The following is a 23,896-nucleotide window of genomic DNA, read 5'->3' as shown; positions in this document are numbered from 1 at the left end:
CCCGGTAGTGCATTAGCGCTCTAACCTCTTGCTACGAAAACACCCCCTTTAACCCATCAATAATACTCTGGAAGAATGTTGGGATGCTTAAACCATTGCTGTGGTTAAAATACAGGAAGATACAAAAAATTATAAGCGCTATTATAATGAACCGCTTAAACAGGTAACCAAGCAATATCAACGCAAGCGGTATACCTATTAATACTATCCAGCTTATTTTTACAGGGGTAAGCCTGCTATCGTGCCTGTAAACGTAATAAAGTATGGCGTGGGTGCCATTGACATTCTCGTGCCTGGTGTATACAAAGCTCGATTTTTCTATCTTATGCCGATAAAAGGCAGTGCCCTTATCAAAAGTAAGCTCTTCGGTAAAGCCATTTATCGTAAAAGTGAACAGTCCGCTCACGTTTTCCTGGATCACCCCGGCGGTATCAACTGCTATAATGGCTATCTCATCTTTAGCAAACGGGTTCTCTTTTATTACAAAATGGTTGATGGCGATAGTATCGGCCAAAGCAAATGATACAGCAATAATTGTGAGGACGCAGGTAAGCAAAAATCTTTTCATTTCAGGCACAGGATAACGTGCAATAAAAATAGTGTTTTTCTTATTTGTTAAGCACACTAATGCTAATGTTTAACAAAGCAGCAAAAAGTACCCACATCAGGTAGGGTACCAACAGCCAGGCCGCTGTTTTACTGAACCGGGCAAACCAGCCGATGTTTAAAACGATGCATACCAGTAACGCTACGATAATAAACAGCGCGGCCAATATGTGGTGCATGCCAAAGAACACTATCGACCACGAGAAGTTGAGCGCAAGCTGCGTAACATAAATAACAACCGTGGTTTTATAGGTTGATGTGCTGTCGCGGCGTTGCCAAACCAGGTACGCTGCAATGGCAATTAGCAAGTACAGGGTTGTCCATGCTACCGGGAAAAGCCAGTTAGGGGGTGTAAACGCCGGTTTTTTTAAGGCGGCGTACCATCCGGTTATTTCGGGGCGCGTAAAAAGTGAGGCCACAAACCCGATACCAAATGTTATTGCCACACTTACCAGCAATGGAAATATTCGGAACCTGGTATGTAAAGGGTTGGTGCTCATGGTAATACAACTTACGCAAGTTAATAAATGTTTCGGGCTTAAATTCACCTTTTTACAGGGGGAATTTGCCCTTGTCAAAAACGCTGAACGCGAGGCATAGCGCCCGGCATTTACCTTACCCAACCTTTCAATAAGGGGTATGGTTCAAGTTTGAACCATACCCTGGGTAATACGATGCTCTTGACTTGGCAAGAGATGATCTATAAGTTTCCGCGCAGTTCCTGCTCGCGTTCAATGGCTTCAAACAGCGCTTTAAAATTGCCAGCGCCAAATGATTTTGCCCCTTTGCGCTGTATGATCTCGAAGAACAGCGTAGGGCGGTCTTCAACAGGTTTGGTAAATATCTGCAGCAGGTAGCCCTCGTCGTCGCGGTCAACCAGGATGCCTAATTTTTTAAGCGGCTCCAGGTCTTCGTCAATATGGCCTACACGATCGGTAAGCTCGTCGTAATAGGTGGTAGGTACCGTTAAAAACTCCACACCCCGGCTTTGCAGGTCAGTTACTGTTTTTACAATATCGTTGGTAGCCAATGCCAGGTGCTGCACGCCCTCGTCTTCGTAAAATTCCAGGTACTCTTCTATCTGGCTTTTCTTTTTACCCTCGGCCGGCTCATTTATCGGGAACTTTACGTATCCGTTACCGTTACTCATAACCTTGCTCATCAGGGCCGAGTATTCGGTGGATATCATTTTATCATCAAACGTAAGAATATTACGGAACCCCATAATTTCCTCATAAAAATTTACCCAGTAGTTCATTTTATGCCAGCCCACATTACCCACGCAATGGTCTACATACAACAGGCCTGCAACAGGCGGACGGTAAGTTGTTTGCAGGGCTTTATATCCCGGCAGGAACGGTCCGCTGTAGTTTTTACGCTCGATGAACAGGTGAACCGTTTCGCCATAAAGTTTAATGCCGCTGGTGCGCACTTCGCCGTGTTCGTCGGTAATGGTTTGGGGCTCCTGAAAAGGCTCCGCTCCGCGGCTTGTGGTTTGTTTAAAGGCGTCGTAAGCGTCGTCAACCCATAGCGCCAGCACCTTTACACCATCGCCGTGTTTTTTAATATGCTCCGCTATCGGGTGATCGGAATGCAACGGTGTAGTTAACACAATGCGTATTTTACCTTGTTGTAAAACGTACGATGCGCGGTCGCGCACGCCGGTTTCGGGTCCGGCATAAGCCAGGTCCTGAAAACCGAAAGCGGTTTTGTAATAGTGGGCAGCCTGCTTGGCATTGCCCACATAAAATTCAACATAATCCGTACCGTTAAGCGGCAAAAAATCTGTTGTGGTTGGTTTGGTATCTAATGTTAATGTTTCCATTTTATTTGTTGTAATGTTTTAAAGTTGGAAAGATGTAATGTTGTTGTTTGGCGAATTAACTTTCTAACCTTACAACATTTCAACTTTCCAACAACCTCAAAAAACCCAGCTTTTATAATAATTTTCGTCTTCAATCTGTACGGCATCCTCCGTCAGCATCAGCGGGCGGAAGGGATCTATCATCACGGCCAATTCATCAGTAAACTCTTTGCCTATAGATTTTTCGACCGAGCCCGGCGCCGGGCCGTGCGGGATGCCGCCGGGGTGCAGCGTTATCTGCCCTTTTACCACGCTTTTCCGGCTCATAAAATCGCCGTCAACGTAATATAAAACCTCATCGCTATCTACATTGCTGTGATTATACGGCGCGGGTATCGATAAGGGGTGATAATCAAACTTGCGCGGCACAAATGAGCATATCACAAAATTGTGGCCTTCAAATGTTTGGTGTACCGGTGGTGGTTGATGTACCCTGCCCGTTATCGGTTCAAAATCGTGTATGGAAAATGCCCATGGGTAGTGAAAGCCGTCCCAGCCAATAAAATCAAACGGATGGGTGCCATAAGTGTACGGATAAATAAGTCCCTGCTTTTTGATCAGGATCTTAAAGTCGCCCTTCTGGTCTATGGTTTCCAGGTCTGTAGGGCGTTTAATATCCCGTTCGCAATAGGGTGCATGCTCCATGAGCTGGCCATATGCGTTGCGATAACGTTTTGGCGATCGGATAGGGCTAAAGCTTTCTACAATGAACAGGCGGTTATCTTCGCTGTTAAACTCCAGCTGGTAAATGGTACCCCGCGGGATAACCAGGTAATCGCCGTATTCGAATTTTATCTTGCCGAAACCTGTTTTTAACGTACCTGTGCCCTCATGAATAAATATTACCTCGTCGGCCTGGCTATTCTTGTAAAAATAATCCGTCATGCTTTGGCGTGGGGCCGCCAAGGAAATATGCAGGTCGGCATTTACTAAAACCGGCTTACGGCTTTGCAGGTAATCGTCTTCGGGTTTTATGTTAAAACCTATCAGGCTGGTATGTTTAAGGTGCTTTTCGCGCGCTATTTTGGGCTCAACAGAATAAGGCTCGCCAAGTTCTTTTACAATAGTGGGCGGGTAAGTGTGGTAAACCAGCGAGTACAAACTGGAAAAACCCTCTGTCGATACCAGTTCTTCGGCATATAAAGTGCCATCCGGCTTACGGAATTGCGTATGCCGCTTATGCGGGATAGTCCCTAAAGTATGGTAAATAGGCATGGTTTATATTGGTTTAAAATGTTGGAATGTTTTAAAGTTGTAAAGTTTTGATATCAAAATACTTACACCATAAAATTCTTTATATTAAACGTTTGTTGACGTCTATTAGTTTTAAATGCCCGGGCAGGAAAACATTCCAACCTTTCAACTTAAAACTTTACAATAAGAAATTAGAATTGCGCCAGGGCGATCTTAGAGAGCACAGCATCCCTGAAAGAGGAGGAATTACTCATAGAAGTAAGTCCGAGGGAAAAGTAAAACTGTTTTTTAATGCTCATCATTACATCAAAATTACAATATATGCAATTAATATGCAAGCATAGTTTTTCACCAGGTATCGCGTCTCTACAATCAACCAAAATAACTACTTTTGATTTCCGATAAACCAATTCCTAACGTATGAAATTAGTATCCTACAAAACCGAAGACCGGGAGCATTTAGGCATTTACATAAACGGCCATATCTACAACCTAAACTCGTGCGATAAGCTGATCCCCGATAATATGAACGAATTTTTATGGGGAGGCGATGAATTAATGGATCGTGCTAAAAAAGTTAACGAGGCCATTAAAACTGCTAAAATGCAGGCAAAAGAGGAGTTGTTTTATGAGTTGATGGCCCCCGTGCCGCACCCTACCTCGTGCCGTGATGGGTACGCCTTCCGCCAGCATGTGGCCGCTGCGCGCCGCAACCGCAAGGTGGATATGATAGCCGAGTTTGACCAGTACCCAATTTTTTACTTTACCAACCATAACGCCATACAAGGACCCGGCGAGATTGAGTGCATGCCCGATCATTTCCAGAAGCTTGATTTTGAACTGGAAGTGGCCGTTGTGCTCAATAAAAAAGGGCGTAATATAAGGGCGGCCGATGCCGACGGCTTTATTGCGGGCTACATGATCATGAACGATATGAGCGCACGCACCCTGCAAATGGAAGAAATGCTGCTGAACCTTGGCCCGGCAAAAGGCAAGGATTTTTCGACCGTGATAGGCCCCTGGCTGGTTACCCCCGATGAGTTAGAGCAATATAAAACCTCGCCAAAAGAAGGCCATACCGGGGTTACTTACAATCTGGAGATGAAATGTGTGGTGAACGGTAAGCAGGTAAGCGCCGGCAATATGGCCGATATGGACTGGACCTTCGCGGAAATTATTGAGCGCTGTGCTTATGGCTGCGATGTGCTGCCGGGCGATGTTATTGGCTCGGGTACCGTAGGCACAGGCTGTTTTCTGGAACTAAACGGTACAGGCCTGCTAAACGACCCTAACTACCAGCCCCAGTGGCTGCAACCAAATGACCTGGTGGAAATGGAAATAACCGGCCTGGGCATGCTGGGTAATATTATTAAAAAAAGTAAGGACGATTTTTCGCTGCTGGCGTTGAAGAAATAAACAATATTAAATAATAATAAAACCGTCATTGCGAGGTACGAAGCAATCTCAAGGCTATGCATAGCCGATATGCCTCAATGGAGATTGCTTCGTACCTCGCAATGACGCGTTGAGAACACCATGCTAACACTCGATATAAAAGACCTATCGCCGTTACAGATCCAGGCTTACCTCAATCACGCGGTAGCGCCCAGGCCTATTTGCCTGGCATCTACTGTTGATGCGGAGGGGAATGTTAACCTTAGTCCGTTTAGCTTTTTTAACGTGTTTAGCGTTAACCCGCCGGTATGCGTTTTTTCGCCATCGCGCAGGGTGAGGGATAATACTACCAAGCATACCCTCGAAAATTTAAAGCAGGTGCCTGAATGCGTTATCAATATTGTTAACTACGATATGGTGCAGCAGGTATCATTATCGAGCGTGGAGTATCCGGCAGGCGTAAACGAATTTATTAAGGCGGGCTTAACCGAGCTGCCATCGGTAATGGTTAAGCCGCCCCGCGTGGCCGAATCGCCGGTACAGTTGGAGTGTGTAGTAAGGGATATTATCAGTCTGGCTGATACCCCCGGCGCGGGCAACCTGGTAATAGCCGAAATAAAATTCATCCATATTAACGAGGCGATCTTGAACGAAAATGGCGTTATAGACCAGGAAAAAATCGACCTGGTAGCCCGCCTTGGCGCCGACTGGTATTGCCGCGTCACTGCCGATAACCTGTTTAAGGTGGCTAAACCCGTAACCACTATTGGTATAGGGGTTGATGCCATACCCAGGGCTATCCGCAATTCGAAAGTACTTACCGGCAACAACCTCGGGCAGTTAGGGAATGTAGAAGTATTGCCCACAGATGAAGAGATAGAAGCGTACACGCAAAGCGATGAACTGAAGGAACTTTTTGACGCTACCATCGGCGACACCCAAACCCGTGAATTACAGCTGCATTTAAAAGCTAAACACCTGTTGGATGAAGGTAAGGTAAAAGAGGCGTGGATGGTGTTGCTTGCAGATTAAATAACAATATGTCATTGCGAGGAGCGTAGCGACGTGGCAACCTCGTAGTATGCTAAGCAGTTATGCATGGGCGACAAGATTGCCGCGCTATCGTTGCAATGACATGGTTCAATAAGCGTAAACAATTTCTTTTCCAGATCATTATTCCTTTATGATCGCCAATTATACAGAACATGGCTGGGAGATTATAACACAGCGGGCGCACGGGGTGCTTGCGGCGCAAATTGCTATGCAATGGCGAAAAAATGACCGCCCCAACCGCTGGACGGAAACGCTTATAGCTATTGCCGATCATGATGACGCGCAAACTGAACTGGAGGCCGATGACCTGCTGACCCCTCAAGGCGGCCCGGTAGATTTTAGCATGAAAAAATTTAAGCAGGAACATTGCACGCGATTGCATCACTTTTCGATATCAAAAAGCAGGTATATCGCCTTGCTGACTTCTATGCACATGGTTTTTCTGCACAAGAGCGAAGCCCTCTCAAACCCGCAGGTAAAGCGTTTCCTGGCGGGACAAAAGCAGTTACAAAAGCAATGGATGAAGGAATTAGGCATTACTCAAAAGGAAGCCGGCGAGGCATATGGTTTGTTGGAGTGGTGCGATGCTTTGTCGTTGCTGCTTGCCCAGCACCAGGTGCCACCCGAAAACCGTGTGGTTGAAGTGAGCCCGGGGCCGGACAATAAACAATACAAGCTATCGCGTAACAGCAACGGCACCCTTACCATAGCGCCGTGGCCATTTGAAACAACAAGTTTTACTTTGAGTTTAGAAAGCCGGTTGCTCGCCACGCTGAAGTTTGAAAGCTGCGATCAATTCAAAAAGGAATTGGCCGGGGCTCCCGTCGTCGAGCAGGTTTGGCGGCTACAGAAGTAGTGACGTTTTGGCTAATTCATAAAATTATCCCGAAATTTCTCTAAAAAATTCAAGTTTTTTCAAATAAAAATGCCGGCATTTCGCCGGCATTTTTATCACTATTTAATAATATCGTTAAGGCTATCGCTCCAAGTGCGCGTTTTCGGGTTTGCCCAGCTTACTGTGTTTGTAGCCATAGCTAAAGTAAATAACCAACCCTATAACAAGCCATGCCAGGAAACGTATCCAGCTTTCATATTCTAACTCGGCCATCAGGTAAAAACAGCTTACAAGCCCTAATACAGGTATAAGCGACAATTTTTTGATAAACGCCAGCACAGCAAGCGTTGCCGATAATAGGATGAATAAAAAGTAGGGGAACTTTTGGTGCAGATCGGTACCGCTGATAAGGTTCATCAGGTTATGCCTGAAAAAGAACACCCCTACAACAAAGAGCGCCGGCGCTATCCACTGCGAATTGATATACGGCAAATGGAACTTACCCTTTACAGCATTTTCGCGCGGCAGCAACAATACCCCGCCGCAAACCAGCACAAAGGCAAACAATGTGCCTATACTGGTTAAATTGGTAACTTCGGTAAGGTTTAAGAATAAGGCCGGTACGGCTACCACAAAGCCGGTTACCACGGTAGCAAACGATGGCGTGTGAAACCTGGGATGAATACGCGAAAATGCCTTTGGCAATAAACCGTCGCGGCTCATGCTCATCCATATACGGGGCTGCCCCAACTGGAATATGAGCAGTACGCTGGCGGTAGCAACAACCGCGCTGATGGATATCACATAGCTTATATTCTTTAATCCAACCTTGGCAAATACATAGGCAAGCGGGTCGCCAACCCTAAGGTCTTTATAGCTAACCATACCTGTTAAAACAAGGGCTATCAGTATATATAAAACGGTACAGATAACCAGCGAATAGATCATCCCCCGGGGCAGGTCCTTTTGCGGGTTCTTACATTCTTCGGCGGTAGTTGATATGGCATCAAAACCAATATAGGCAAAAAATACGCCCGATACACCCTTCATTACCCCGCTAAAGCCGTTTGGTAAAAACGGGTGCCAGTTGGCCGGCGTAACGTAAAAAAAGCCTATCACGATAACTATAATTACAATGGCAATTTTTAGGTACACCATGGCGTTAGTGGCCTTTTTGGTTTCGCGTATGCCAATGTATACCAGGTAAGTTATCACAAAAACTATAGCTAAAGCCGGTATATTGGCTATCAGTTTAAAGTTGCCCGTTCCCGGCGCGGTTGCCCACGCCGACGCTGCAATACGCATCCGGTCGGTAATTTCGGCAAGGTGTCCGCCGGCGGTAAGCTCCTGTATTTTTTCGTGAGCGGTAAAGGCCGAGAAGTAATCTAAAGTAAGGTACGCGGGCATCTGTATATTAAACCCTTCAAGCAGGTTTACAAAATACTCGCTCCATGATATGGCTACCGCTATGTTGCCTATGGCGTATTCCATCAGCAGATCCCAGCCTATGATCCAGGCGATAAGCTCGCCGAATGATGCATAGGCATACGTGTATGCACTGCCTGCTACCGGGATGCGCGATGCGAACTCAGCATAACATAAAGCCGAAAACCCGCAGGTAATGGCGGTAATAACAAACAGTATACTTACTCCAGGCCCTCCCTGAAAGGAAGCCTCGCCAATGGTTGAGAATATACCCGCGCCTACAACGGCTGCAATACCCATCAGGGTTAGGTCTTTAACATTTAATGCTTTTTCAAGCCCGGACGGGCCACCGGAGTGTTCACTGTCGCTAAAACCGCTGGCTACATCAGCTAATATTTTAGAGACTGACTTTCTTCGAAATATACTTCTCGACATGTAATTTGATCAGTTTGGTCTTTTTCAAACCAAACATAACCATTTTTTTGCATTGAAAAACTATATGCTTACTTTGTGCCGATGAATGCAGGTGCAAAAGATGTTTTGTTTAAAATACGATACCTTTTTATCCCTTATGTATGTATTTTGTGTATTTGCCTGGTTATCAAACTCCTTTTTACGCGTACAGAGATATATTTTGCTATTAACGGTATCCATAGCGATCTGGCAGATAATATTGAGCCCTATATTACCCATATCGGCGATGGCCTGACAGTTGTAGCGCTTGCCATTATACTGGTGCTGTTTAACTACCGCGCTTCATTTTTAGTAATAACCAGCTATGCCTTAACTGCGGTTTCCGCCCAGATCTTGAAATATAGCTTTGATATGCCGCGCCCCAAATTATACTTTGGCGACCAGTTAAATAGAATACATTTTGTAAAGGGGCTTTATATTTTAACTTACCACAGTTTCCCTTCGGGCCATACGGTAACGGCATTTTCGGCAGGGGTTGTAATTACCTATTTGGCTAAAAACAAAACATGGGGTGCTGTATTACTTTTTGTGGCCGTAATGGTGGGCTACTCGCGCATGTATTTAAGCCAGCATTTTTTTGAAGATGTTACGGTTGGTTCGGTAGTGGGGGTTTTAGTAACCGTATTGTGGCTTAGCTATATAGACCGTAAGGTTTTTATAAACAGCCCCCGGTGGAGCCGGGGACTGTTAAACAAAGGTGTTTGAGCGACCCTTATTTTTTCTTTTTCTTACTAACAACCAGCACAATTATCAGGATAAGGAGCAATGCGCCACCACCATATATCCCTATTTTAGCCGTAGGCGATAAACCTTTAGCGTTCGACAGGTATTGGTCGGTACGTTTCATTTCGGGCGAAAGCTTTATTGAACTGGCGTACGCCTTATACTCATCTTTCATTACATCCTTACGCATTTCCTCGTAATAATATTCGAAGGTGTAAGTTACATCCTGGGTGTATATCACAATAAAGTTGCGCGTTTGTACACCCGCGCCTTCATCAACCTGTAGCTCAAAGGTTTTGGCTTTAAGATGTCCGATAAGGGTATCGCGAACGTTGAGCGTGCTGCCCTCTGACTGCCCTTTAATGCCCTTTATATAATCTTTTAATACCTTGTTCAGGTCACGTTCTTTTTTTAACGGCTCATTATTGGCGGCATTGGGCGCGCGAATAACCACCATGTAACCATATTGGCCATTGCCTGAATATATGGATTGGCCGAGCGTATCTTTTTTTGTGTATTTTTCAGGTAGCGAAACCGTAACCAGGCTATCTATCTTAACCGGTTTCAGGGGTGTTTGCGCAAAGCCACCTGCTGCTAACAGCATAAGGCTAAATATTACAAATATCTTTTTCATAGATGGTTAAACCTATAAAACCCCTATAAGTTTTGATATATGCCAAAAATAATATGCAGATGATGATGGTAAGTAGCTTATCTGTTGAGGTTTAGCACCCTTGCACGGTTGTATTGCTGTAACAACATTGGTGATGCATTATAAACCATGTTAGCCAGGGTTATACCCGCAAAGTAGTTGTATTGCCGCGTAATCAGGCAAAGTACCGAGGTAAGCATAAAGAAAACAAAGCAAAAAAAATGGAATCGTTCGTACATTTTTATGGTATGAATATACCGCAAAGCGTGCGCCTTGTTTTTTATTAACTTATACTGCGGGTTTTTTCTGCGGATAAGCTTGTTGGCATATTCGCCGTTTTGCACCAGCTTACGGATGAATTTTATGCCCAGCGCCTCGTAAAACTTAGGCTTATAGCTTAATTGTGAAACTTTGGCGGGGATAGCCAGGCCCAAAGAACTAATGAAAATAAGCACATAAAGCAATTGCATGGCCGCGGCACCAGCCCAAAAACTAATAACGGGGGCGAAACAGATGATGGTCCAGAAGAAGTTGATGGCTTGGTTCATATTTAAAAAAGCCCCCTCCAACGGAGAGGGCCTATCATTTATATCTTATCCATCTCGGCCTTTACAAATTCGGCAAGTTCTTTTACGTAGCCCGCGCTGAAATCAAATTTGATGCCGGCGGTTTCATAAATTTCCGTAATGGTTTTGGTGTAACCCAGTTTCAGGGCATCCAGGTATTGCTGCAGGCCTTTTTCGGGGTTTTCCTTGTAGTTTTTCCAAACAGCTATGGCACCAAGCTGGGCCATCCCATATTCGATATAGTAAAACGGTACTTCAAAAATGTGCAGCTGTTTTTGCCATAGGTTTTGCTCGGCCTCGGCATGCCCGCTCCAATCGGCAAATCCGGCGCCAAACGGCTCGTAAATTTTTAGCCAGGCTTCGGTGCGTTCGGCATCGGTGTGATCGGGGTTGGTATATATCCAGTGCTGAAACTGATCTACCACCGCCACCCAGGGCAGGGTTTTCAGTACATCAACAAGCTGATCGCGTTTGGCGCGTTTCAGGTCTTCCTCGTTGTCAAAATATACGTCCCAGTTATCCATCGATATCAATTCCATCGACATGGATGCCAGTTCGGCCACTTCGCTTGGGCAATGTTTAAAGTCGTTCAACTCCAGGTCGGCTGTCAGGAAAGTATGTACAGCATGGCCGCCCTCGTGCACCATGGTCGTAAGATCACGAAAGGTGTTGGCCGAGTTCATGAAGATGAATGGCGCACCAGTTTCTGATAAGGGATAATTATAACCACCCGGCGCTTTGCCTTTGCGGCTTTCCACATCAAACAGGTTATTATCTTTCATGATCTCCAAACGCTCGCCCAGGTAACGGTTGATATTGCTGAAGCACTGGATAGATTTTTCTACCAACTCGGCACCGCTGTTGAAAGGCTTAAGCGCGGGTCGGCCTAATGGGTCAACATCCATATCCCAGGGCTTAAGCGTATCAACGCCCAAAGCCTGTTTACGTTTTTCGGCCTGCTCCCGCAGGATGGGCACTACCTCAGTTTCTATAGCCGCGTGGAAAGCGTAACAGTCCTGGGGGGTATAATCAAAACGACCCAGCGCCTGGAACATATAATCGCGGAAGTTCTCGAACCCGGCGTTTAGCGCTACTTTATGGCGCAGGGCACGCAGGTGGTCAAATAAGGTATCAAGTACCGTTTTTTCCTGCAGGCGGCGGGCGGTAATCTTTTCCCAAACTTCCTGCCTTTTGCTGCGGTCGGTATCTTTCAGAAAAACGGAAGCCTGTTCAAGCGTATATTCTTTCTCGCCAATATGAACCGACATAGCGCCGGTTATCGACTGGTACTTTTGCTGCTCTACCTGTATCTCGGTTTGCAGCGGAATGTTCTCTTCGCGGAAAAGCTCTAATTGCTTACGTACCGCACGCAGCATAATGTAGAATTTCTCTTCGTTCAGTTGGCCAACGTATTCGTTATTAACCAGCTTTTTATTCAGCTCGTTATTATAAGGCGCGGTTTTAGGCTCTATCTCGGTAGCAAAGTACTGAAAGCTTTGCAGCAATTCTTCACTCACGGTATCGCAAGTCATGCGGATGTAGCGCCAGGCAAAATCTTCTTCCAGGGCAGCCTGTAGTTCGCTGCCATCCTTCAGCCATTGCTCCAGTTCTTCAACCGAATTGATGGGGCGGGCCAGTAGTTCCTTGTAAATAGGTTCCAGCGTTTCCCACTTAATTTCCAGGTTAGCCGGGATATATGTTCTTGTTTTTTTATGGATCATTGGTTTATAGATGTGCAAATATGCAGATATGCAAATGTGCAGATTATTTGGGATTTGGAAAAGAATGGAAACGTAGAAAAGACGGTGAGGATGAATCAGAAAGTCCGGAAAGACGGAAAGTCCGCAGAGAAACAAGGGTATTGTCAAAATACAAAGCCCAACAGAGCTAATCTTTCGGACTTTCCGACTTCTGCGGACTTTCGGACTAAAACGTTACCGCATCCAGACCCTATCCAACAAGAAAAAGGCCGCGAAAACCACGCTGGCTATGCCGTTGGTGGTCATAAAGGCCAGGTTTACGCGGCTCAGATCATTTGGTTTTACCAGCAGGTGCTGATAGATGAGCATAGCACAAAAGAAACCGATACCAATGTAATATAATAACCCCACGGTGGTATAGAATACCGGCATAATGATAAATACTGAAGAAAGAACATGAAGAAAAGTGGAAAGCCTTAACGCATTTACTTTGCCCAGCCAGGCAGGGATGGAGTGTAGCTTTTCGTTACGGTCGAAATCCTCGTCCTGCAGGGCGTAGATAATATCAAAGCCGCTTACCCAGCATAAAACCGACAGCGAGAAGAATACGGGTGTTAAAGCAAATGCACCGGTAACCACCAGGTACGCGCCAATAGGGGCGAGGGATAAACCCAAACCTAAAACCATATGGCAAAGCGCCGTAAAGCGTTTGGTAGCGCTGTAACCCAACACCACCAGCAATGCTATTGGCGAAAGGTAAAAACACAGGGGGTTAATAAACCATGTTGTTAATATAAATAAGCCGCAGTTTACCAGGGTAAACGTTAATGCCGCCGCCGGACTGATCCTGCCTGCTGGGATATCGCGCTGTTTGGTGCGCGGGTTTTTAGCATCGATATTTCTGTCCAGGTAGCGGTTAAAAGCCATGGCCGAGTTGCGTGCAAACACCATACAAAGCAACATCATGGCCAGTTTTTGCCATTCAAACCGATGATTTGTAGTGGTTACCGCCAAAAAAAAGCCGATAAAGGCAAACGGCATGGCAAAAATGGTATGCGTAAAAGTTACTAATGATAAATATTTTTTCATTTTATTCTAAATTCCCCGCTCAAGAGTGGAGCCAAATTAACTATATCTCTCCCCATCAAATTCCGGCACTTCAAAATTCTGATTTATGCTGCTTATGAACGCCAGTACCTCATCGCGGCCCTGCATGCTTTCGGCCGAAGTTATAAAATGCTGTGGGGCCTCCTCAAAATAACCCAGGAGCGCTTTGCGGAATCTCGCGATGTTCTGGTCTGTTTTTATGCTGCTTTGCTTATCGGCCTTGGTAAACACGGTAACAAACGGCAGGCCTTTTTCGCCGAGCCAGCTGCAAAATTCAAGGTCTATTTTCTGCGGCTCTAAGCGGCTGTCTATCAAAACCATTACGCATTGCAGGCTCTCGCGCTTATCAAGGTAGGTTTGGATAAATTTGTTCCAATCCGCCTTTTTGCTTTTTGATACTTTTGCGTAGCCATAACCCGGCAGATCCACGATATACCAGTTATCATTAACTAAAAAATGATTGATAAGCTGTGTTTTACCCGGCGTTTGCGAGGTTTTTGCCAGTCCCTTTTTTTGGGTGAGCATATTTATCAGGGACGATTTACCCACGTTACTGCGGCCAATGAAAGCATACTCCGGCTTTAAGGGCGGCGGCAATTTTGATATCTGGGTATTGCTGCAAATAAAATCGGCTGATTTAATGATCATGCTGCAAAGGTAGGGTATATTGTTGAAAGGTTAGAATGTTGTAAAGTTGGAATGCGCGATAAATACATGTTTAAACATTTATTTTACTTGCTGTTGATATATAAAGCCTTACAACGTTGTAACTTTACAACATAAAAACAAACGCCATGAACGATTATAAAATACCAGCCCAAACCCGGATTGGCCATGTGCACTTAAAGGTGAGCGACCTGAAAAGGTCGATGGCTTTTTATTGCGACCTGCTGGGCTTCGAATTGATAACCATGTACGGCGACCAGGCGGCATTTATATCCGCCGGCGGTTACCATCATCATATCGGGTTAAACACCTGGCACAGTAAGGGCGCTTCGCCGGCGCCTGAGTATGCACCCGGTTTATATCATACTGCTATACTATATCCGGAACGGAAGGATCTTGCTGAAATACTGCAACGATTGATCGATGCCAAATACAGCATCACCGGCGCTGCCGACCATGGCGTATCTGAGGCCATATACCTCAATGATCCTGACCAGAACGGTGTAGAGCTATACTGGGACAAGCCGCGCGATAAGTGGCCACTGGATGAGCAGGGCAATATCACCATGTACACCCGCCAGCTGGATATCCCCGGTTTGCTTGCCTTACTTAAATAAGTTATTCGTTAAGCATGTATTTATCCATACCAGCCGCGGGCTGCCATTTGCTATGGGGTTCAAAATAATGCCATAACAGTGCCGATACTTTTTTAATGAGCAGATCTGCCTCGTTGTCGGGCACCCATCGCTGGTCCTTATTGTTTTTGGTGATAATGGAGAACACGTAGTCGCCGTGCGGCGCGTTCACCAGCACCGTTTCAGACTTTGATGCATCAACCGCACCCTGTTTGGATAAGGTTTGCACATAAGGCGGTATCTGCGACAGCGCTTTATCATCCCAGTAGATCCTGTTAAGCATGCGGTACATACGCTCGCTTGCTGCGGGGCTTACCGCCTTGCCATCCCTTATCATGGTAAACAACCGGCACATTTCGCGCGGGGTGGTTACGCCCCAGCCATATATTTCCCAAATTGGCCTGCGCGCCGGTATGCGCGAATTTACCCGCATTACTTTAAAGCCATTCTGTTCCAGCCAGGTGTTAATGTAATCGCCGCCCACCAGTTTTTGCAGCCATATGCTGGCGGTATTATCGCTCATGGTTATCATCAGCAGGGCAACCTTGCTAAGCTGTATGGTATCCTTATCCTTAAACGAGCCCAGGATATCCTCGCCCGGGTACAACAGCGAATCGCGATAAACAAGTTTTTGGTTGTACTGCATTTCGCCTTTTTCTATCTTGTCCATCAGGCCGCTTAAAATACTTACTTTGATCATGCTGGCAGTAGGGAACAACGTATCGGCATTTATAGCAGCCGACTTGCCTGTTTTTAAATTTTGCACGTAGATGCCTACCTGTCCGTTAAAACCTCTAACAGCGGTTTGTAATTGAGCGGTTAACTTTTTGTCGGTTTGAGCGAAGGCGGTTAGGGTACAAAAAATCAGGAAGATAAATGCGGGGTACTTCATAGGAGGAATTGATAAATAAAGTTATGAACTTTTCTGTAACCCTATGCGACGCAGCTTTATTAAATTTAAACATCCTGTTTTCCTATCTTTACATCATCTATGCAATACCTGCGCTGGCTTTTATTACCTTTTTCGTTGCTTTATGGCCTGGCGGTTATTATCCGTAACTGGTGTTACGATGCGGGGTTGTTTAAATCGCGGGAGTTTAAACTGCCGGTAATAGGCGTAGGGAACCTGGAGGTGGGTGGTGCAGGCAAAAGCCCCATGACCGAGTACCTTATCCGCCTGTTAAAAGACGATTACAAATTGGCTACGCTAAGCAGAGGGTACGGTCGCAATACAAAAGGTTTTATAACCGCTGATGACGCCGCCACCGCCACGCAAATAGGGGACGAGCCCGCGCAGTTCAAACAAAAGTTTCCGGATATTACCGTAGCCGTATGCGAAGACAGGGCCGCAGGGATAGATAAGCTTCAAAACAACCGCGATATTATTGTATTGGATGATGCCTTTCAGCACCGGCGGGTTAAGCCGGGCTTAAGCATTTTACTTTTTGATTATAAACATTTGCAGGGACCAAAAACATTGCTGCCGGCCGGTAACCTGCGCGAACCTTTTAGTGGCAGATGGCGCGCCGATGTAATGGTGGTAACTAAATGCCCGGACGGGTTGACCGAAGTGGAAATGACCCGCTGTTATGAAAGTATCGCGCCTTTGAACTGGCAACCCCTGTTTTTTACATCGATTGCTTACCAGCCGTTGCAGGATATGCAGGGTAAGCCGGCAGATACTGTTATTGATGCCGATACAACAGTGTTTTTAATTACCGGTATTGCCAATCCAAAACCGTTGGTACAGCACATCAGGCAATCCGGCGCAAATATCATTCACCACAATTATCCCGATCATCACCGGTTTAGCTTAAAAAATATCGCTAAACTTGCCGGCGAATTCTCTGCCTGCAGGGTGCAAAAAAAAGTTATTATCACAACAGAAAAGGATGCTCAACGTTTAGGGATACACGAGATGTTGCCGGCCGTTAAACAATTGCCAATTTTAGTACTGCCGATAGGGGTTCACTTTTTAAATAACGGGCAGCGGCACTTTGATAAATTAGTAAAGGATTATGTTAGAGAGCATATTACACACCACTGAATATATAAAAAATCGCATTGGCGATTTTGAACCCGAAGCAGGTATTATTCTGGGTACCGGCCTTGGCGCCCTGGTGAACGAGATAACGGTTGAAAAACAACTGATGTATTCGAATATTCCCGATTTCCCGATATCAACGCTTGAGTTCCATTCAGGTAAACTGATATTTGGGATGCTTGGGGGTAAAAAGGTTGTGGCCATGCAGGGCCGTTTGCATTATTACGAGGGCTACACCATGCAGCAGATCACCTTTCCGGTAAGGGTGATGAAAATGCTGGGCATAAAAACGCTTTTCGTATCAAACGCCAGCGGTTCGCTAAACCCGGCGATCAAAAAAGGTGATCTAATGATCATTGAAGATCATATAAATCTGCAGCCCTTTAACCCGCTTACCGGCCGTAATAACGAAGGGCTTGGGCCGCGTTTCCCGGATATGAGTCAACCTTATCGCCACGATCTGATAGATAAAGGCCTCGCCATTGCAAAAGCAAACAATATTACCTGCCATAAAGGAGTTTATGTTGCGGTTACCGGCCCTAATTTAGAAACACGCGCCGAGTATAAATACCTGCGTATAATAGGCGGCGATATTGTAGGTATGAGCACCGTGCCCGAGGTTATTGTTGCCAACCACATGGGCCTGCCGGTATTCGCCATATCGGTAATTACCGACGAGGGTTTCACCGAGGTACTTACACCGGTGTCGCTCGAAGAAATATTGACCGTGGCCCGCGAAGCCGAACCGAAACTGACCGTGATACTAAAAGAATTAATAGCAGGGCTTTAATGGCGAACAGGCTTAAATATTTACTTATTTTATTGATCTGCGCCGCGGCGCACGATGTTTTTGCACAGGTGGGCGGTTCCAACCGTTTCCCCGGTCAAAACCGCAACGACCCGGTTTATTCGCGCGACACATCGCGCAATGCGATAAGAAGGGGAGAATCACAAAACCTCGACTCGGTGCGTATGCGCGAGGAGAACAGGAAGGATTCTATTGTATTTACTTCTAAATTTATAAAAGTTACCAGCGAACGCCTGCTGATGGATAGCATCCAGCTATTTCCGTTGGATACAGGTTTGGTGAACTTTGAAAATTACAGCCCGCTTAACCAGCCGCGCAACCCTAAAATAAGCCTGGGATACCCCGGCGTATCTCAGCGCGACCTGCTGTTTAACCCGCGCAAAACCATTGGGTTTGACGAAGGCATGCACGCGCTGGATGCCTACATGGTAAACCCGCAGGATATAAATTATTTTAATGCGCGCGCGCCTTACACACTGCTTTCTTTATACAGTTCGCTCGGTGGCTCTAAAGAGCAGCTTTTTAAGACCCTGCATACGCAAAACGTAAAACCCAACTGGAATGTGGGCTTCCTGCTTAACTTTAACGGTTCAAGGGGGTATTACAGTACCAATGGCATACTGGCACAAAACGTAAGCGATTTTACTGCGGGGATTTTTACGTGGTACCACAGCGTTAATAAGCGGTATAATCTGTTGGCAAATGTTTTGTTTAATAACCTTAAAGCGCCCGAAACGGGATCGATATTAAAGGATACCATATTTAACAGCCGCCAATCGTCGTTTAATAAAACCGGCGAACCCGTACGCCTGCCAAGCAGCTTTACCAACTGGAAAAGCACCGGCATATATATTAAGCAGTTCTATTACATAGGCCATATAGATAGCCTCAATACGGGTAAAGCTTATAGTAAAAATGTGCTGCCTACGCAGCGGGTAGCCTACACATTATATTTTAATCAACGTAAATATAACTACCTGCAAAATGATCTGGACAGGTACGGCGTATTCCCCGATTATTATTTTAGCGCGGGCCGATCGCGCGATTCGTTGAATGTTATGCACCTGCAAAACGATTTTTCGTACAGTTTTTATTTAAGGGGAAAGTCGTTGAAAATGGTTAAGAATGAATTGAAACTGGATGTAGGGCTAACCCAGGATTTTTATAAAGTGAGCCAGTTTGTTGCCGATACGCTAATTAATGAATTTGGGCGCAAAGAGATAAAGCCATCAAGGGTACAAAACGAGACTTTTCAGAACATTACCTTAAAGGCCAGGCTGGGCTATAAATTCAGCGACAGGATAAATCTTGATGGTAATATAAACCAGATCGTTCAGGGCCGCAACTTTGGCGATCTGCTATACGACGCCAAGCTTACCCTTTCGGGCGGGCCTAAAGCCGGGCGCATTGTTTTGGGCGCCTATTTACAAAGCAGCTCGCCGGGCATGGTTTATACCAACTGGATATCTAACCATTATATTTTTAACAATAATTTCAGCAATCAAAAAACCACCAACCTGTCTTTTAACTATTTAAACGATTTGCTGCAAGTTGACCTGAAGGCCGAATACTTCCTGATAAACGATTACCTGTACTTTGCCGCGCAGCCCGGCGGTATAGACGCTACTCCAAAACAGTACGGATCGGCCATCAATATGCTTAAGCTAAGCGTGGGCAAAAACCTGGAGTGGCGCAGGTTCCATTTTGATAATTATGTGGTTTACCAGAAAACAGATAACGCCAATATTTTGCGTACGCCCGAGGTTTATACTTTCAGCAGCTTGTATTATGGCGCTACGCTGTTTAATGTGCTAAACTCGCAGTTTGGGGTTAGCGTAAGGTATAACACCCCTTACCTCGCGCCTTCATACGCGGTGGGGCTGGGGCAGTTTTATAACGGGCCTGATATTACCTTTACATCGTACCCCATAGCAACTGTATTTTTTAAGGCCACGCTTGACCGTACTAACCTTTTTATACAATACGATTACGTAAATCAGGGACTTTTCAGCAACGGTTTTTACACCGTGAACCGTTACCCTCAAATGGATAAGATGCTGAAATTCGGCGTAGCGTGGACGTTCTATAATTAGTACGCCGTTGGCAGTAAAACAGTGTGCAGTTGCCAGTATGCAGCTACCTGTAGACAGCAAACTGCCAACTAAAAACTGCTAACTGAAATCACGTTTTCTGTTTCTTCTTTTTGGCCGCGGGGAACAGTACGTTATTTAATATCAGCCGGTAACCGGGCGAGTTAGGGTGCAGTTTCAGGTCGGTTGGCGGGTCGCCTACGGCGTGCTGGTAATCTTCGGGGTCGTGGCCGCCGTAAAAGGTCCACTGGCCTTTGCCAAATTCACCGTGTATGTATCGGGCTTCGTTGGCGGTTTTCATTTCGCCCATAATGGTAACGCCGGGCTTTAGCTTATTTTTATTGTATGCGGTGGTTAGGCCCATAAAGCCTTTTATCACTTTATCATGGTCCTGCGTTAGCATGCTGGGGACCACATCCCACTTGGCCGAAAAATCAAACAGCGTAAAAAAATCGCGGGTACGGTCAACCTGCCTAACCGGGGTAACATCGATATTGCCGAACTGATGGGATAGCGGGTTTTGGTCGAGTGTGAAATTCTGGAAGGCGAAGGTCTGCGTAAAATCGAGCTTGGCCTGTGCATCGGGGTCGGCGGGGTCGCCGTCGAACATGCTTTCAACGATATCTGTATTAGAGGCGGCAAGGGCAATATCAAAAGTATCGGTACCGCTACACATGGCAAACAGGAAGCCCCCGCCCGCGCAAAAATCGCGTATGTGCTGCACCACGGCAAGCTTCATTTGCGAAACCTTTTTAAAACCCAGCTTTGTGGCCATAGCCTGCTGGCTTTTTACATCATCGTTATACCACTGCGCGTAGCGGTACACGCCATAAAACTTGCTGAACTGGCCCGTAAAATCTTCGTGGTGCATGTGCAGCCAGTCGTACTTTGGCAGGTCGCCGCGTATCACTTCCTCATCGTAGATCACATCGTAGGGTATCTCGGCATATTTTAACACCAGGGTAACGGCATCATCCCACGGCAGTTTGTTTTTGGGCGAGTAGACAGCCATTTTTGGCGCTTTCTCCAGTTTTACCATATCCATGTTTACCGATGGGTCGCTCACTTCGGTTAATATTTCGTTAGCCTTTGCATCAGACAAAACCTCGTAACTTACACCGCGTATCTTGCATTCTTGTTCCAGCTTCTGGTCGTACTTCATCATAAAGCTGCCGCCACGGTAGTTAAGCAGCCAGTCAACCGTTTCGCCGTTCTTCAAGGTCCAAAAAGCAATGCCGTAACTTTTCAGGTGATCCTTTTGCTCATCATCCATCGGGATAAGGATAGAGGCCGCCCGTGTTAATTGAGTTAAAAGCAGAAAGGCCAAAAGCAAAAAGCTTTTTCTTTTAGGTAAAAGGCGAAAGGTAAAAGGTGAAAGGTGCTTTTCGATGGTGTTCATTTTTGGATGCTACCAAATGTAACGATTAATTGGAAATGGTATTATATTAGTAGCTCAAAGTCGTAAATCATGAAGCGCGGAGTATTAAAAACAATCGTTCTTTCTATTATTTCAATGTTATTTGTGCTTGGAGTTAATGCACAGCAGAAAGGCGAGCCTCCTGTTGTAAAGGAAGGGATACAGGTAAGCAGAACGCATTTAATCAAGCGAATTCAATCGTCAGACAGTTCAATGCTTTTTAAGAAAACGGCCGATAGCAATGGCAACCCGCGGTATGTTGGTGTTGACGACAACGGAACTTCTGTAGAAATTTTTGGCGAGGAAGACCTAGTGAAGAAAGCTATGTTTACTTTTAAATTTACTACAAACCGCGATATCAATAGCATACAGTATACAAGGATGTCATATTTCGCTTTTTTGTTAGCAGGAAAAAAAGGACTGACGTGGTTTGAAGATTGTTTGTCTGGATTCGCCAAAAATCCCCAAAGACCCATCGATCAAGTAGAAGAGTTTTACTCTAATCTAAAAGGGTTTTTCAAATATCAACCGGCTGATAAACAGATCGTAGTATCATTTACAGATTAAACCCTATATTATTGATTGTGAATTATAATACCGAACACTGAATGTTGAATATTAATTGGCGAAGTAAGACAACTCTACACTCACTTTATCAACCACTCAACCCTTTCAGCTTTAACCCCAAATCATTACCTTTGCCACCTGTTTAAAATTAAAAACAATGAGCAAAGCAATAATTAAAACCGAAAAAGGCGACATGACCGTTCAATTTTTTGACAAGGATGCGCCAAACACCGTAGCTAACTTCCTAGGGCTGGCTAAATCAGGTTTTTATGATAACGTAACTTTTCACCGTGTTATCCCCAATTTTGTGGTACAGGGCGGCGACCCAACCGGCACAGGTGCCGGTGGCAGCGGCAAACGTATTGACTGCGAACTTACTGGCGATAACCAATACCACGACCGCGGTGTGCTATCAATGGCGCATGCAGGCCGTAACACCGGCAGCTCGCAGTTTTTTATATGCCACAGCCGCGATAACACCGCGCATTTAGACCGTAACCACACCGTATTTGGTAAAGTTATTGAAAATGTTGACGTGGTTGACGATATACGCCAGGGGGACAAAATTTTAGGTATAGAAGTAATTGAAGAATAGATAATAGTGAAGGGTTGATTGGTGAGTAGTGATTAGTAAAACCACTCACCGATCAACTTAATCAACCAATAAACTAACACATGAATTTACAGGGAATTGTTGCGGTATCGGGTAAACCGGGTTTATGGAGGGCGCTAGCCCAAAACAAAACGGGTTACGTTTTAGAAAGCCTTGACGACAAAAAAACAAAGCTGGTGGCTAATATTTCTACCGCGAAACTGGCTGCATTGAACGAGATAACCGTTTTTGGTTTAGAGGATGACATAAAGCTGACCGACATTTTTGAACGTATGAAAACGGCAGCAAGCGTGCCGTCTGTTAAGGATGACGGCAAAAAACTTCGCGGTTTTTTTTACGAAGTAGCGGCCGACCATGACGAGGAAAAAGTTTACTCATCAGATATTAAAAAGATCATCAGTTGGTTTTTGATATTAAAAGAATTCCCGCTGTTTAACGAGGAGCCTGCCGTTGCGCCGGTTGCCGAAGAAGCAGCGCCTGCCGCCGGATCTGTAACAGAGGAAGCACCGGCCGCCGAAGCCCCAAAAGCTAAGGCTAAAAAGGCGCCTGCAAAAAAAGCATAAGCAGTTATTGCTGATAATATTAAAGCCCCGGCAGGTAACTGCCGGGGCTTTAATATTACTATAAAACTATGTCATTGCGAGGTACGAAGCAACCTCTTCAGGACAATTATACGCCTTGCATGGAGGAGTGGCTTAAAGAGATTGCCACGCTATCGCTCGCAATGAACTGTGTTTAAAATCAAATAATATTTGAATAATTTTCGTTGTATTTTGTTTTTTGTGTTGCAATAGCAAAGGCCTGTTTCAATAGTTTGTTAGCTACTGCGATCAGCGCAAGTTTCTTTGCCTTACCTTTTGCCAGCAGCCGCTGATAAAGTTCTTTGCAGGCTTTATTACACCTGGATGCGCTCCATGAGCAAATGTATAGTGTTGCCCTTATTCTCGACATCCCCATCTTGCAGATCCGGGCCTTGCCTTTTACACTGGTGCCCGATTCAAATATCCTCGGACAAATGCCAATATATGAACTCAGTGCCCGATAATTATCAAAACGACTAAACCCGCCACTAAGTACCGTCAGCATCATCGCTGTTTTCCTGCCCAAGCCTGGTATACTTTCCAGATTGCTTAGCATACCCGAATAATGTACCTGAGCTATCTGCTCCATTTGTATCGTCAGCTTTTTGATGAGGCGGTCTTTATGAAGCAGCTCTCTAAGGATCTGCCGTCTTAACTCCTTTGTCAGCAAGCCGCTGCTTTCAAAACTGCCTAACTGGTTGTTTAAAGCGGTATGCTCTGTTTGAAGCCTGGCTAATAACGCTTCTGTTTGTTGCAGGGTAATGACATGCTGCTCTGGCTTTTGCCATAAACCGGGCTGTTCCATTTTTCCATATTCAGCAATCATCCCGGCATCCTTCTTATCTGTTTTTGCCCTCGACATCCGCATCTGGCTAAACCGG

24 protein-coding genes are annotated in these 23,896 nt (G+C 45.5%); 11 read left to right on the top strand and 13 right to left on the bottom strand.

The window, feature by feature from the left end; genetic code table 11:
* Positions 1-31: 31 nt before the first annotated feature.
* From HDC91_RS09275 to HDC91_RS09260, 4 genes are all read right to left on the bottom strand, one after another.
* Positions 32-568, bottom strand: a complete 537-nt coding sequence (locus HDC91_RS09275; RefSeq protein WP_183551136.1) for a hypothetical protein — start codon at positions 566-568, stop codon at positions 32-34.
* 40 nt (positions 569-608) lie between these two features.
* A complete protein-coding gene (locus tag HDC91_RS09270; RefSeq protein WP_183551132.1) occupies positions 609-1,106 on the bottom strand; it encodes a TspO/MBR family protein in 498 nt (165 codons plus the stop codon).
* Between the two features lie 200 nt (positions 1,107-1,306).
* Positions 1,307-2,431: a 4-hydroxyphenylpyruvate dioxygenase gene (hppD, locus tag HDC91_RS09265; RefSeq protein ID WP_183551129.1), complete on the bottom strand. Its 1,125-nt coding sequence runs from the start codon at positions 2,429-2,431 to the stop codon at positions 1,307-1,309.
* A gap of 96 nt (positions 2,432-2,527) precedes the next feature.
* Positions 2,528-3,685: a homogentisate 1,2-dioxygenase gene (locus HDC91_RS09260; protein ID WP_162429223.1), complete on the bottom strand. Its 1,158-nt coding sequence runs from the start codon at positions 3,683-3,685 to the stop codon at positions 2,528-2,530.
* A gap of 399 nt (positions 3,686-4,084) precedes the next feature.
* Here HDC91_RS09260 and HDC91_RS09255 point away from each other — a divergent pair, with 399 nt between their 5' ends.
* The 3 genes from HDC91_RS09255 (at position 4,085) to HDC91_RS09245 (ending at position 6,968) form a co-directional block, all read left to right on the top strand.
* Positions 4,085-5,080: a fumarylacetoacetate hydrolase family protein gene (locus tag HDC91_RS09255; protein WP_183551127.1), complete on the top strand. Its 996-nt coding sequence runs from the start codon at positions 4,085-4,087 to the stop codon at positions 5,078-5,080.
* Positions 5,081-5,200: 120 nt separating this feature from the next.
* Positions 5,201-6,091 (top strand): flavin reductase family protein, encoded by an 891-nt coding sequence (locus HDC91_RS09250; RefSeq protein ID WP_183551123.1) that lies wholly within the window; start codon positions 5,201-5,203, stop codon positions 6,089-6,091.
* Positions 6,092-6,242: 151 nt separating this feature from the next.
* The gene (locus HDC91_RS09245) at positions 6,243-6,968 is read left to right on the top strand and encodes a DUF3891 family protein (RefSeq protein WP_183551120.1); all 726 of its coding nucleotides are present in this window, start codon (positions 6,243-6,245) and stop codon (positions 6,966-6,968) included.
* Between the two features lie 120 nt (positions 6,969-7,088).
* Here HDC91_RS09245 and HDC91_RS09240 read toward each other — a convergent pair whose 3' ends face one another.
* Complete coding sequence (locus HDC91_RS09240) at positions 7,089-8,807, bottom strand: amino acid permease (RefSeq protein ID WP_183551117.1); 1,719 nt, start codon at positions 8,805-8,807, stop codon at positions 7,089-7,091.
* An 81-nt stretch (positions 8,808-8,888) separates the two neighbouring features.
* Here HDC91_RS09240 and HDC91_RS09235 point away from each other — a divergent pair, with 81 nt between their 5' ends.
* The gene (locus tag HDC91_RS09235) at positions 8,889-9,551 is read left to right on the top strand and encodes a phosphatase PAP2 family protein (RefSeq protein WP_183551114.1); all 663 of its coding nucleotides are present in this window, start codon (positions 8,889-8,891) and stop codon (positions 9,549-9,551) included.
* Between the two features lie 7 nt (positions 9,552-9,558).
* Here the strand turns inward: HDC91_RS09235 and HDC91_RS09230 are convergent, their stop codons facing one another.
* The 5 genes from HDC91_RS09230 to yihA all read right to left on the bottom strand — a co-directional run bounded on the left by HDC91_RS09230 (position 9,559) and on the right by yihA (position 14,242).
* Positions 9,559-10,203, bottom strand: coding sequence for a hypothetical protein (locus HDC91_RS09230; RefSeq protein WP_183551085.1), 645 nt, complete (start codon positions 10,201-10,203; stop codon positions 9,559-9,561).
* Between the two features lie 77 nt (positions 10,204-10,280).
* Complete coding sequence (locus tag HDC91_RS09225) at positions 10,281-10,769, bottom strand: hypothetical protein (RefSeq protein ID WP_183551082.1); 489 nt, start codon at positions 10,767-10,769, stop codon at positions 10,281-10,283.
* Between the two features lie 38 nt (positions 10,770-10,807).
* Complete coding sequence (locus HDC91_RS09220; RefSeq protein ID WP_183551079.1) at positions 10,808-12,508, bottom strand: M3 family oligoendopeptidase; 1,701 nt, start codon at positions 12,506-12,508, stop codon at positions 10,808-10,810.
* Positions 12,509-12,721: 213 nt separating this feature from the next.
* On the bottom strand, positions 12,722-13,576 hold the full coding sequence (locus tag HDC91_RS09215; protein ID WP_183551076.1) for a UbiA-like polyprenyltransferase: 855 nt from the start codon (positions 13,574-13,576) through the stop codon (positions 12,722-12,724).
* A gap of 36 nt (positions 13,577-13,612) precedes the next feature.
* Positions 13,613-14,242, bottom strand: a complete 630-nt coding sequence (yihA, locus tag HDC91_RS09210) for a ribosome biogenesis GTP-binding protein YihA/YsxC (protein WP_183551073.1) — start codon at positions 14,240-14,242, stop codon at positions 13,613-13,615.
* A 146-nt stretch (positions 14,243-14,388) separates the two neighbouring features.
* On the opposite strand from yihA, the gene HDC91_RS09205 reads away from it, so the two are divergent.
* Entirely contained in the window at positions 14,389-14,877 is a 489-nt protein-coding gene (locus HDC91_RS09205; RefSeq protein ID WP_183551070.1) for a VOC family protein, read from the top strand.
* 1 nt (position 14,878) lies between these two features.
* Here the strand turns inward: HDC91_RS09205 and HDC91_RS09200 are convergent, their stop codons facing one another.
* Positions 14,879-15,787 carry a serine hydrolase gene (locus HDC91_RS09200; RefSeq protein ID WP_183551067.1) on the bottom strand — a complete coding sequence of 303 codons (909 nt, stop codon included), beginning with the start codon at positions 15,785-15,787 and terminating at the stop codon, positions 14,879-14,881.
* A gap of 99 nt (positions 15,788-15,886) precedes the next feature.
* On the opposite strand from HDC91_RS09200, the gene lpxK reads away from it, so the two are divergent.
* The 3 genes from lpxK to HDC91_RS09185 are packed head-to-tail and all read left to right on the top strand — an operon-like array spanning position 15,887 to position 19,840.
* Positions 15,887-16,942, top strand: coding sequence for a tetraacyldisaccharide 4'-kinase (lpxK, locus tag HDC91_RS09195; RefSeq protein WP_183551064.1), 1,056 nt, complete (start codon positions 15,887-15,889; stop codon positions 16,940-16,942).
* Positions 16,914-17,729 (top strand): purine-nucleoside phosphorylase, encoded by an 816-nt coding sequence (locus HDC91_RS09190; RefSeq protein ID WP_183551061.1) that lies wholly within the window; start codon positions 16,914-16,916, stop codon positions 17,727-17,729. The genes lpxK and HDC91_RS09190 overlap by 29 nt, the downstream gene beginning before the upstream one ends.
* Positions 17,729-19,840: a putative porin gene (locus HDC91_RS09185; RefSeq protein WP_183551058.1), complete on the top strand. Its 2,112-nt coding sequence runs from the start codon at positions 17,729-17,731 to the stop codon at positions 19,838-19,840. The genes HDC91_RS09190 and HDC91_RS09185 overlap by 1 nt, the downstream gene beginning before the upstream one ends.
* An 88-nt stretch (positions 19,841-19,928) precedes the next feature.
* Here the strand turns inward: HDC91_RS09185 and HDC91_RS09180 are convergent, their stop codons facing one another.
* Complete coding sequence (locus tag HDC91_RS09180) at positions 19,929-21,110, bottom strand: asparagine synthetase B (RefSeq protein WP_183552521.1); 1,182 nt, start codon at positions 21,108-21,110, stop codon at positions 19,929-19,931.
* Between the two features lie 195 nt (positions 21,111-21,305).
* Between HDC91_RS09180 and HDC91_RS09175 the strand changes: the two genes are divergently transcribed.
* The 3 genes from HDC91_RS09175 to HDC91_RS09165 all read left to right on the top strand — a co-directional run bounded on the left by HDC91_RS09175 (position 21,306) and on the right by HDC91_RS09165 (position 22,997).
* Complete coding sequence (locus tag HDC91_RS09175; protein WP_183551055.1) at positions 21,306-21,821, top strand: hypothetical protein; 516 nt, start codon at positions 21,306-21,308, stop codon at positions 21,819-21,821.
* Positions 21,822-21,978: 157 nt separating this feature from the next.
* Positions 21,979-22,416: a peptidylprolyl isomerase gene (locus HDC91_RS09170; protein ID WP_162429207.1), complete on the top strand. Its 438-nt coding sequence runs from the start codon at positions 21,979-21,981 to the stop codon at positions 22,414-22,416.
* Positions 22,417-22,496: 80 nt separating this feature from the next.
* On the top strand, positions 22,497-22,997 hold the full coding sequence (locus HDC91_RS09165; RefSeq protein ID WP_183551052.1) for a DUF5606 domain-containing protein: 501 nt from the start codon (positions 22,497-22,499) through the stop codon (positions 22,995-22,997).
* Between the two features lie 178 nt (positions 22,998-23,175).
* Here HDC91_RS09165 and HDC91_RS09160 read toward each other — a convergent pair.
* A partial coding sequence (locus HDC91_RS09160; RefSeq protein ID WP_221262158.1) for a transposase occupies positions 23,176-23,896 on the bottom strand: 721 nt, incomplete at its 5' end.

It is taken from the genome of Mucilaginibacter sp. AK015 (assembly GCF_014200785.1).
Taxonomy (GTDB): Bacteria; Bacteroidota; Bacteroidia; order Sphingobacteriales; family Sphingobacteriaceae; genus Mucilaginibacter.
This window is presented reverse-complemented; position numbering and strand designations above follow the sequence as displayed.